Raw genomic sequence first — 11,594 nt, 5'->3', positions numbered from 1 at the left:
AATAAATACATCAACTCATTTCAAGTTGAATGGTGAATGCTTTTCACCCAGCAAAAATTGACACAGATCAAATAAATAAAATTGGCAGACCGTGAATGATGATATTTGTGATTTGGTTAGCCAATTTAGACAATAAGGTTGACATGAGAAAAATTTTGGTTGAATTTAGGGGGCAGAACGGGTTTACAAAGCACGTTTCGAAGTTGGCTGGCAATGGGTCAACCACGAAGACGTTATCGCAAGAAGAGGAAACGAGATATGAAACAAACCTGGCGCTGGTACGGACCTAACGACCCGGTAACGCTGTCAGATGTACGCCAGGCTGGCGCAACCGGCGTGGTAACGGCGTTACACCATATCCCGAATGGAGAAATTTGGTCGGTAGACGAGATCCAGAAACGTAAAGCAATCGTTGAAGAGGCGGGTCTGGAGTGGTCTGTGGTAGAGAGCGTACCTATCCACGAAGACATCAAAACCCACACCGGTCAGTACGATTTATGGATCAAAAACTACCAGCAAACGCTGCGTAACCTGGCGCAATGCGGTATCTATACGGTTTGCTATAACTTTATGCCGGTGCTGGACTGGACACGTACGGATCTGGAATACGTATTACCGGATGGTTCAAAAGCGTTGCGTTTTGACCAGATTGAATTCGCCGCGTTCGAACTGCACATCCTGAAGCGTCCGGGAGCAGAAGCCGACTATACGGCAGAAGAGATTGCTCAGGCAGAGCGGCGTTTCGCCACCATGAGCGAGGAAGACAAAGCACGTCTGACCCGCAACATTATTGCCGGTTTACCTGGCGCGGAAGAAGGCTATACGCTGGATCAGTTCCGTCAACACCTGGCGACGTATAAAGATATCGATAAAGCAAAACTGCGTGAACATTTTGCCTATTTCCTGAAAGCCATTATTCCGGTTGCCGACGAGGTTGGCGTGCGTATGGCCGTTCACCCTGACGATCCGCCGCGCCCTATTCTCGGCCTGCCGCGCATTGTCTCTACCATTGAAGACATGCAATGGATGGTGGAAACCGTTAATAGCATGGCGAACGGCTTCACCATGTGTACCGGATCTTACGGCGTGCGCGCCGACAACGATCTGGTTGATATGATCAAGCAATTTGGTCCGCGCATCTACTTTACGCATCTGCGTTCTACGCTGCGCGAAGAGAATCCGAAGACCTTCCACGAGGCCGCCCATTTGCACGGCGATGTGGATATGTATGAAGTCGTTAAAGCGATTGTGGAAGAAGAGCACCGTCGTAAAGCCGAAGGTAGCGACGATCTGATCCCAATGCGCCCGGACCACGGTCATCAGATGCTGGACGATCTGAAGAAGAAAACGAATCCGGGTTATTCCGCCATTGGCCGTCTGAAAGGGCTTGCGGAAGTCCGCGGCGTCGAACTGGCTATCCAGCGCGCTTTCTTTAGCAAATAACCTTCTTTCGCATGGCGCGACGCGTCATGCGATTTCCCCTACTCAATGCAATAGCAACATGCCTCGCCCCGGAGATCGCGGGCGAAGACGTCGAATGACAGGAGTTTGCAATGGAACAGAATATCGCCACCGCCCAGGTTTCCGTCGCCCGCCCAAACTGGGACAAATCACGTCTGGTATCCCGTATTGTGCATCTGGGCTGCGGGGCGTTTCACCGCGCGCACCAGGCGCTCTTTACCCATCATCTACTGGAAAAGAGCGACAGCGACTGGGGCATTTGTGAAGTGAACCTGATGCCGGGTAACGACGCGCGGCTGATCGCGAACCTGAAAGCGCAAAATCTGCTGTACACCGTTGCAGAACGCGGCGCAGAAAGCACCGAACTGAAAATTATCGGTTCAATGAAAGAAGCGCTGCACCCTGAATTCGACGGCCATGCAGGGATTCTGGCGGCAATGGCGCGCCCGGAAACCGCCATCGTCTCCTTAACCGTGACCGAAAAAGGCTACTGCACCGACCCCGCCAGCGGCGAGCTTGATGTCAATAACCCGCTGATCCAAAACGATCTTGCCCATCCACAGCAGCCTAAATCCGCCATTGGCTATATTGTCGAAGCGCTAAACATGCGCCGGGAGCAAGGACTGAAAGCTTTTACCGTGCTGTCATGCGATAACGTGCGCGAGAATGGTCACGTCGCGAAGGCTGCCGTCCTCGGCCTGGCAAAAGCTCGCGATGCCGCCCTCGCCACATGGATTGCCGACAATGTGACCTTCCCCTGCACCATGGTTGACCGCATTGTTCCGGCGGCGACCGAAGAGACGCTACAACTGGTTGCCGACCAGTTAGGCGTTTATGATCCCTGCGCTATCGCCTGCGAACCCTTCCGCCAGTGGGTCATCGAAGATAACTTTGTGAATGGTCGCCCGGACTGGGACACCGTCGGCGCGCAATTCGTTGCAGATGTCGTACCGTTTGAAATGATGAAGCTGCGTATGCTTAACGGCAGTCACTCTTTCCTCGCCTATCTGGGTTATCTCGGCGGGTATGACACTATCGCCGATACCATGACCAACCCGGCTTACCGTCGCGCGGCGCTGGCGCTGATGCTTGATGAACAAGCGCCGACGTTGTCAATGCCGGAAGGCACCGATCTGGAAGGGTATGCGAATTTGTTGATCGCGCGTTTCACTAACCCCTCGTTGAAACACCGCACCTGGCAGATCGCGATGGATGGCAGTCAGAAACTGCCGCAGCGTTTGTTGGACCCGGTACGTCTGCACTTGCAACAGGGCGATGACTATCGCCGCCTGACACTGGGCGTCGCCGGATGGATGCGTTACGTCGGCGGTGTCGATGAGCAAGGTAAAACCATTGATGTCGTCGATCCGCTGCTCGCGCAGTATCAGGCGATTCATCAGCAATATCAGACGCCGGAAGAACGCGTTCGCGGGCTACTGGCCATCGAGTCTATCTTTGGCAACGACCTGCCGAAGAACCACGAATTTGTGCAAGCCGTTACCGACGCTTACCAACAGCTATTGCAGAATGGCGCGAAAGCCACGGTAGAAGCGCTGGCTAAGTAAGGAGATAAATCATGGCTACGTTTATGACTGAAGATTTTCTACTTAAAAACGACATTGCCCGCACGCTGTACCATAAATACGCCGCGCCCATGCCGATTTATGACTTCCACTGCCATTTAAGTCCGCAGGAAATCGCCGACGATCGCCGTTTCGATAACCTCGGTCAGATCTGGCTGGAAGGCGACCACTATAAATGGCGAGCGCTACGAAGCGCAGGCGTGGATGAGTCGCTGATCACCGGCAAAGAGACCAGCGATTATGAAAAATATATGGCCTGGGCCAATACCGTACCAAAAACGCTGGGCAATCCGCTGTATCACTGGACGCACCTTGAACTACGCCGTCCATTTGGTATTACAGGTACGCTGTTCGGACCGGATACCGCGGAAAGTATCTGGACGCAGTGTAATGAGAAACTGGCGACGCCGGCCTTTTCCGCGCGCGGTATTATGCAGCAGATGAATGTGCGGATGGTCGGAACCACCGACGACCCGATAGATTCTCTGGAATATCACCGCCAGATAGCCGCCGACGACAGCATTGATATTGAAGTCGCGCCAAGCTGGCGCCCCGACAAAGTTTTCAAAATCGAACTGGACGGCTTTGTCGATTACCTGAGGAAACTGGAAGCGGCGGCAGATGTCAGCATTACCCGTTTCGACGATTTACGTCAGGCGCTCACTCGCCGTCTCGACCATTTCGCCGCCTGCGGCTGCCGCGCGTCCGATCATGGCATTGAAACGCTGCGATTTGCGCCGGTGCCCGACGACGCGCAGCTTGACGCCATTCTGGGCAAACGTCTGGCTGGCGAAACGCTGAGCGAACTTGAGATCGCCCAGTTTACCACGGCGGTGCTGGTCTGGCTGGGCCGCCAGTACGCCGCGCGCGGCTGGGTGATGCAGCTACATATTGGCGCGATCCGTAATAATAATACCCGGATGTTCCGCCTGCTGGGGCCGGATACCGGCTTTGACTCCATTGGCGATAATAACATTAGCTGGGCGCTCTCCCGTTTGCTCGACAGTATGGATGTGACTAATGAACTGCCCAAGACTATCCTCTATTGCCTGAACCCACGTGATAACGAAGTCCTGGCGACCATGATCGGTAACTTCCAGGGGCCGGGAATTGCCGGAAAAGTGCAGTTTGGTTCCGGCTGGTGGTTTAACGATCAGAAAGACGGTATGCTGCGCCAACTGGAGCAACTGTCGCAAATGGGACTGTTAAGTCAGTTTGTCGGGATGCTGACCGACTCCCGCAGTTTCCTTTCTTATACGCGACATGAATATTTCCGTCGTATTCTCTGTAACCTGCTGGGACAGTGGGCGCAGGACGGAGAGATTCCTGATGATGAAGCGATGCTAAGCCGTATGGTTCAGGATATCTGCTTCAATAATGCCCAGCGTTATTTCACGATTAAATAATCGCTATTAATCTGTGAGCACAGGTCTCAGGTATTTCGAGGGGCAGGAAGGCGGTAAGAGAGTGAGAAATTTAGCAGTAACGCACTTTTCCAGCCAAAGTCTGGCCGCCGATAAAAAGCAAAGATGTTGCTGATTAATCCCGAATCACTTACTAAGGTAAGTGATTCGGGTAAACAAACACAGCCATCTTCTGCGTCATGCTTTTTTTCTCTGTCCGGAATAACTCCAGTGCAGAAAGTGTGATACATCAGTCCTGTTGATGATGGCTCCAGTTGGTTATACGGTAATAACTTATGACTTCACAGTGTGGTTTCTTTTAATAAATCGACAGCCAGCATTTCCAGCTGGTTAACCACCTCATTACTGGATCGCTCCATTCTGTCAAGTTCTTGCGACATCGCATTCATATCGCCTGCGGCAAAATAGTTCAGCGCAGAGTGACCAGCGGTATGCACCTCTTTATGCGGCGCTTCCAGACTACGGAAACTGTAGTAATTGCTAAACTGCTGCCCTTCAAAACCGTAGTACCATTTCCCCAGCCGACACTGATCGTGCATCGTTATTTTACTGTTTATGTCTTTATTTAAGAGTAATTTGTAGACTTCCATTTTCCAGATAACATGGTCAACTTTGACAATATTCAAAAACTGCACCGTAGAGATGTACTGCATGACCGATTTCATGCTCAGCGATTTATCGATGACGATGCCAATAGACTCCACAATTTGATTTATGTTAGTCGTAATATTATCAATAACCGGCTGTTGGTTATCCAGCACCTCACTCACTCTGGCCGTATTATCTTTGATTACAGAGGTTAACGTACTGACGCTTTTCGAACTGTGTTTAACATCTTCGGACAGGTTTTTCACCTCTTTCGAAATAACGCTAAAACCACGCCCGGCATCCCCTACGCGCGCGGCCTCGATCGCGGAGTTAATCGCTATCAAATTGGTCTGGTTAGCGATCTTCTGTATCTCTTTAATACACGCATTAATTTGCGTTAAGGAGGTATTTAAGTCGCCCATACGACAGCCAATATCCGATGAAGTCGTGCCAATTTCGGTGATAAATTCCACGAGCGATTTTAATGAACTTCTGGCTTTATCATTCTGTTCGTTAAGTTCATTAATGCGTTCTTTTTCAATGTTGAGCTGCTCACAGGACTTAATGATGGCATTACGAATGATATCGATCGTCGAGATCCCCATCAGAATTTTTTGACACAGTATCCGCTCATAAGGCTCAGGAGTATCCACCACCACGTCAGACGCATTGGCGCCAGATTCTGCTGCTGGCGGCGGTATTTTTACAACATTATTATTCCAGTGGCGCAAGCCTAATACTTTTTTAAACATATACCATTCTCCTTATTATATGTGGACATCCTGATCTATGCCTGGATAAAGTATTATCAACTCATGCTAACATAATGAAAAATCGGCTGTCATCTGCCATAACCATACGCTCACCAGAATAAGACAAAACGTCCACCAAACTTAAATAATTACAAAGTAAACTATTCAACAATACTATTAATAGTCATAATGGAAGTCGCTCCGATTTATACGCAAATATCATTTACAAGGCTGATAATAATAATTAACTGCATTTACTTAGGTGTAGCTATATCTCGCCACGAAGATTGCAGACAGGGTTTAAACGCAAACTTTTGCAATAGAAAAATAACCTAACGTAAACTTTTTATATGACCAATAATATCATTTGGACTCATCAATATATTATGCTGTCCGTTTACCAGCCAAACAGGCATGACCTAAATCCAAAGGAATGGGGGCAGCGTAACCAGCCGCAAAAAGTATCGATTAGTCGAAAATCAGGAAACGGATGCGCCAACGCGGCGAGCGTCACCGCCTGCGTCAGAAAAGTTAAGAATAATTTGTGATATTATTTCTCATATGTTACCAGTAAATGGCAGGCTGACAGCCGTTCGCTGGTAAACACAACAGGCGGGATATCGGCACCCACGCCGATATCCCGACGAGAATGACCCCGTTACGCTTTGATGACGATTAACGGTTCAATATCGCTCTCTTTTTTAATGACTAATGAATCATCGCCGCGCAGGCACGTACCGCCGTAGTTACCGCCCACGGTAAACGTACAGACCTGAATATACTTCCCGGCGACCTTCGGCAGGCACCACAACTGCTGATAGATATTTTTCTGCGTGGCGAACTTGCCGCTGGTTTTATCCAGGAGCTCTTCCTGATGGCTCACCAAATCAATATTACTACCGCAACGTCCGGCAATCGGTTTTACCGCATAGCCGGTCTGCACCAGCTCATCGTTAACGGTAAAATCCGTGTCGAGCAAATAGCGATGATGCGGGAAGAGCGACCACAGGATGGGCAGGATCGCTTTGTTACCCGGGATCACCGTCCACAGCGGTTCAAACACCAACACTTCCGGGCGCAGTAATACATCAATCAGCCGGACTTCATTTTCCGGGTGCCCGGTACGAATAGGCACTGCGGCATACTCCGTCTCGCTGACTTCGCGTATCTGCTCCATCGCCGTTTCCCACGCCCAGGTTTTCCAGACACAATTCACCAGCCGTCCATCGCCATCGATCAACTGCCCGGCGTCATCCCAGCGCAACTCGCCCAGCCCGCGGAGAATTTTGCTCGCGAAACCGGCCTGATGCAGCGCCTGCTGCATAAACTGCGCGTGATAGTCCTCCTCGATATCATCATCCTGCATGATATGGACGAAAGGACGCGCTTTACTGTGTTTCCAGGCGCCTGCCAGCTCGTTAATTAAGCCCTCCGCCGGGTTATGCCCTTTACCGGTATAGCCCTGCTCAGCCCATTTTTCGAGAATTAATCCCGCTTCGGTATGGCATGATGCGGAATCGGCATTGTATTCATAGACTTTCAGCCCGCGTTCATCCATGCAGAAATCCATACGACCGGTGATCATATGGTGACGACGGCGCTGCCAGGAGAGACGCAGGCGCGGCCAAAGAATTTTGGGGATATCGAATAGCGCCAGCAGATTATCGTCTTTTAAAACTTTGTCCGTGGCGTGCAGGTACATCAAATGCAACTCATTGGTCGCTTTGATAAGCTCCTGTTCAGCGCTCTCGGTGATGGTAAAATACTGGTACGGGTCCTGATTGATAACGTGTCCGTTCGCCTGTACATAGGCTTTTTGTAACGGATCGCGCTCATCCAGCCACTGACCGTCAAACTGACCTTTCTCTGGCAGTCTTGCGCCGCGAATCGCCAGCGACTGATTCGCGATGTCAGGCTGTGACAAACTGTATTGCGTGTCGTCGGTCTGGATCATCCAGCCTAAAATCGTCGTGTCATCAAAGGTGTCGCGCAGGGTGTAACACCCGTTTTCTACGACCATTTCCAGTTCGCGAGTCCACTGCTGCCCTGGCGGCAATGGCGTGTGGATAACGTTTTGCTCAGCAATACGAATTTTGTTATCCAGGAGTTGGGTGATAATCGCGACGTGCCCGGTTTCGTTAAACTCGCCGCCCTTTTGCCAGATGAGCAGCGCCCCGGCCTCCGGCGCGCGCGGCGAACCGTTCGGGAAGGCCTGCAAAGGCAAAATATTGTCATTCACCACCTCGCGCAGAAAACGCAGCGAGAAGATTTCCCAGGCCATGCCGACGTCAGTAAAAACAACGCCATAATTCAGAAAGAGAAAACGGCGGGCAAATTCCACGCACTGCCACTTATGCCCCATGTATTCATCGTCGATGTAGCTACGAAAAGCTGCGTCGTCGTCGTCCCACGGATCGAGGGAATTGTAATCTGAAGAGTAGATCGCTACGCCGCCGGGGGCGTAACCCAATAATGTCCCGAAGGGGGCATCCTGACTGGTGGTTCCTTTGCTCATGCACTTACCTCAAAACAAGACCGCCTGAGCAGCCTGGCGTGATTTCGCTCTGATTGTCTGCTCTGTGACACTAACCGGACAGAGGTCGACATAATCATACACCTCAATAAGGCACACTGAGGCCAGAAGGTTAAAATTTCACTCGCCGGAATGTCCCAATCGGTTAAATGTCCGGTTAGCAAGCTGCTACACTGCTTCAACACCACCACTGTGAAGGCAGGTCAATATGGCAGATAATACTTATCAACCCGCAAAAGTCTGGACGTGGGATAAATCCGGCGGCGGCGCGTTCGCTAACATTAATCGCCCGGTTTCCGGCCCGACGCACGACAAAACGCTGCCCGTCGGCAAACATCCGTTACAGCTTTATTCGCTGGGGACGCCTAACGGCCAGAAAGTGACCATTATGCTGGAAGAACTCCTGGCGCTGGGCGTGACCGGCGCCGAATATGACGCCTGGTTGATTCGCATCGGCGAGGGCGATCAGTTCTCCAGCGGCTTTGTTGACATCAATCCGAACTCAAAAATCCCGGCGCTGCGCGATCACTCACACAACCCGCCGATTCGGGTTTTTGAGTCGGGCGCAATTCTTGTTTATCTGGCGGATAAGTTTGGCCATTTCCTGCCGCAGGATCTGGCTAAGCGCACAGAAACCCTTAACTGGTTGTTCTGGCTACAGGGCGCGGCGCCGTTCCTCGGTGGCGGTTTCGGTCATTTCTATCATTATGCGCCGGTAAAAATTGAGTACGCCATTAATCGCTTCACCATGGAAGCCAAGCGTCTGCTGGACGTGCTGGAGAAGCAGTTAGCTCACCACCCGTATGTCGCGGGAGAAGAGTACACTATTGCCGATATGGCCATCTGGCCGTGGTTCGGCAACGTGGTGCTGGGGAATGTCTATGATGCAGCGGAGTTTCTGGATGCCGGAAGTTATCAAAACGTACAACGCTGGGCGAAACAGGTAGCCGAACGTCCGGCGGTAAAGCGGGGGCGCATTGTCAACCGGACCAACGGCCCATTGAACGAACAGCTTCACGAACGCCATGACGCCAGCGACTTCGAAAACCATACCGAAGATAAACGTCAAAGTTAAACCATAATGCCGGATGAGGTAGTAATGTCGTCATCCGGCATGGTATTCCCTGCTGACGCTTCGCTTATCAGTTCTGCGAGTGCGTCATATGCGGCGCTTCACTAAACCCATGTTGCATGAGAATCAACCTCGCCCGTGCTGACAGTAAAAAGTCGGCAAGCGTTTTTCCCTGCTCGCTCAGGCAGGCAAAGCCATATTCAGCCACGGGATTATAAGGTTCCGGGATATCAACCACTCGCAGCGAATTAACCTGCCGTAGCCTGGGAGCATAGCTGGCATAGCCGATAAAGATATCGGTGTAATCATGATTGATGAGCCATTCCGCCGCCAGCCGGCCCGCCGGTAACGGCAAAGTCTGTCTGCCGCCAACCAGCGCTACCGCGCGTTTTCGGACCGCTTCGCCCTCCTTGCCCATCCGCGAAAAAAGCTGCTGCGTATAATCGCCGGAAGGATCGCAACCTGCTGTTGAGGTGCCGATCCGCAGATCCCGCCGGATTAATAGCGATAGCCAGTCCTCGCCTTCACGCATCGCCTGTGCCCGCACGCTCAGACACAAACGGTTCGTCGTAAAAGGCGCGACCCACAGCGCCCGCCCGCTTTCCAGCAGCGCCTGCGGATGCGCCAGGTTCGCCGAAGCAAAAAAGTCGCACGCTTCGCCCGCTTCGATGCGTTCACGTAACAGCCCCGCCGGACCGAAATCACATACCGCATCCGCCTGAAATGCCGCCATTAGCTGCGGCCAGACGACACGCAAGCTCCCCGCAGCCAGTATTCGCATCACTGTACGCCCTGATAGTCAGTACGGTAAAAACGTTGATACCAGTCGTTAGCGGCCTTTTGCATGTCAATATCGTGGAATTTTTCCGGATAGAGTTTTTTCGCCATCCACAGTTCGCCGATTCCCACCGCCTCCGGCATCGGATATCCCCAGGCTTTGGCATAATCCGGCATCAGGTAAACCCGATGATGCTTCACCGCGTCAATGACCTGCCACTGGGGATTGTGCAGGATCTCATTGACGACCTTCGGATAGCGATTCTGGACAAAGATTACCTGTGGATCCCAGGCGATCACCTGCTCCATTGTCACCTGCTTAAAGCCTTTCACCGAGGATGCCGCTACATTCAGCGCCCCCGCATGGGCCATCATCAGACCGGTATATTTACCGGAACCGTAGGTGGTCAACTCCGGATTCGCCATATAGGCGCGAACTCGCTCATTTTCAGGAACCGACTGCAAACGGTCGCTGACCATCTTGCGACCTTTATCCATCGCCTCAATCAGCGCTTTCGCCTCCTGCGGTTTATTGACGATATCGCCAATCAGCGTTATTCCTTCACGCAGCCCGCGATTATAAGCCTGCTCTTCATCGGCCAGGGTCGGGTTCATTTTAGCCTGCTCGCCAGCAATATCATGGCGCAGCGAAATCGCCACCACCGGAATGCCAAGACGGCTGATCTTGTCGATCATCTCCTGCGGAGCGTAATTCGTGACAAACACCACCTGCGGGTGCAGCGCCACCAGTTTTTCAAGATCAACGTGCGTTAGATCGCCCAGCGAGGCTTTTTGCGCCAGTTCCGGCGCCAGACGCGCATAGCCGTCGCCTAATTGCTGTTTCCAGTTCGCCATGACCCCAACGATTTTGTCAGTGGCATTCATCTGTACAAGGAGATTGAGCGTTTGATGCTGGAGCACCACCACTCTGTCGACGGTGTCGGGAACCGTGACCTGGCGGCCAATTTGATCGGTAAAAGTACGCGCCGCTTGTGACATTAACGGCCAGCAAAAAAGCAACGCCAGCAGAGAGAGCTGGCGCAAAAATTTATTCATAGGTTTCGCCCCACAATCGATATATAAATAATTATACAACGATTATAGAGCGATATAATAGAGGTGATTAAGGGATCACGCGCTGGTGATGTCGTACTCCATGCGGCGCAGCGCATCTAACGTGGCTTTCGCTTCGTCTTCGTCAATGATGCTCATCGCAAAACCAACGTGTACCAATACCCATTGCCCTATCAGATCGGCTGGCTTACCTTCACAAATCAGAGCAATATTGACATCACGTTTGATGCCACACACTTCCACCTGCGCAAGCTGGTGAATATCATCTCCGACGGCCAGCACCTGACCGGGGACGCCAATACACATAATTAACCACCTGAAATAAAATGC

At 51.7% G+C, this 11,594-nt stretch carries 9 protein-coding genes; 4 read left to right on the top strand and 5 right to left on the bottom strand.

What is annotated here, in order from left to right:
- Window positions 1–258 precede the first annotated feature (258 nt).
- The 3 genes from uxuA (at window position 259) to uxaC (ending at window position 4,450) form a co-directional block, all read left to right on the top strand.
- The gene (uxuA, locus tag ACLJQD_RS01325) at window positions 259–1,443 is read left to right on the top strand and encodes a mannonate dehydratase (protein ID WP_000815487.1); all 1,185 of its coding nucleotides are present in this window, start codon (window positions 259–261) and stop codon (window positions 1,441–1,443) included.
- Between the two features lie 110 nt (window positions 1,444–1,553).
- Window positions 1,554–3,026, top strand: coding sequence for a fructuronate reductase (locus ACLJQD_RS01320; RefSeq protein ID WP_017441063.1), 1,473 nt, complete (start codon window positions 1,554–1,556; stop codon window positions 3,024–3,026).
- An 11-nt stretch (window positions 3,027–3,037) separates the two neighbouring features.
- Entirely contained in the window at window positions 3,038–4,450 is a 1,413-nt protein-coding gene (gene uxaC / locus ACLJQD_RS01315) for a glucuronate isomerase (protein WP_000190182.1), read from the top strand.
- A gap of 299 nt (window positions 4,451–4,749) precedes the next feature.
- On the opposite strand, the gene ACLJQD_RS01310 is transcribed toward uxaC, so the two are convergent.
- Both ACLJQD_RS01310 and gss read right to left on the bottom strand, forming a co-directional pair.
- A complete protein-coding gene (locus ACLJQD_RS01310) occupies window positions 4,750–5,808 on the bottom strand; it encodes a methyl-accepting chemotaxis protein (protein WP_000475246.1) in 1,059 nt (352 codons plus the stop codon).
- Window positions 5,809–6,466: 658 nt separating this feature from the next.
- Window positions 6,467–8,323 (bottom strand): bifunctional glutathionylspermidine amidase/synthase, encoded by a 1,857-nt coding sequence (gene gss / locus ACLJQD_RS01305; RefSeq protein WP_000033690.1) that lies wholly within the window; start codon window positions 8,321–8,323, stop codon window positions 6,467–6,469.
- A 226-nt stretch (window positions 8,324–8,549) separates the two neighbouring features.
- Here gss and yghU point away from each other — a divergent pair, with 226 nt between their 5' ends.
- Window positions 8,550–9,416, top strand: coding sequence for a glutathione-dependent disulfide-bond oxidoreductase (gene yghU / locus ACLJQD_RS01300; RefSeq protein WP_017441062.1), 867 nt, complete (start codon window positions 8,550–8,552; stop codon window positions 9,414–9,416).
- A gap of 67 nt (window positions 9,417–9,483) precedes the next feature.
- Here the strand turns inward: yghU and ACLJQD_RS01295 are convergent, their stop codons facing one another.
- From ACLJQD_RS01295 to hybG, 3 genes are all read right to left on the bottom strand, one after another.
- Complete coding sequence (locus ACLJQD_RS01295; RefSeq protein ID WP_017441061.1) at window positions 9,484–10,194, bottom strand: molybdate ABC transporter substrate-binding protein; 711 nt, start codon at window positions 10,192–10,194, stop codon at window positions 9,484–9,486.
- A complete protein-coding gene (locus tag ACLJQD_RS01290) occupies window positions 10,194–11,246 on the bottom strand; it encodes an ABC transporter substrate-binding protein (RefSeq protein WP_017441060.1) in 1,053 nt (350 codons plus the stop codon). The genes ACLJQD_RS01295 and ACLJQD_RS01290 overlap by 1 nt, the downstream gene beginning before the upstream one ends.
- A 75-nt stretch (window positions 11,247–11,321) precedes the next feature.
- The gene (hybG, locus tag ACLJQD_RS01285; protein ID WP_000334887.1) at window positions 11,322–11,570 is read right to left on the bottom strand and encodes a hydrogenase maturation factor HybG; all 249 of its coding nucleotides are present in this window, start codon (window positions 11,568–11,570) and stop codon (window positions 11,322–11,324) included.
- Between the last annotated feature and the right edge of the window lie 24 nt (window positions 11,571–11,594).

It is taken from the genome of Salmonella sp. SAL04214 (assembly GCF_046550615.1).
GTDB classification, from domain to species: domain Bacteria; phylum Pseudomonadota; class Gammaproteobacteria; order Enterobacterales; family Enterobacteriaceae; genus Salmonella; species Salmonella enterica.
Note: the sequence above shows the minus strand (reverse complement) of the source record. Positions and strands in the feature narration are given on the sequence as shown.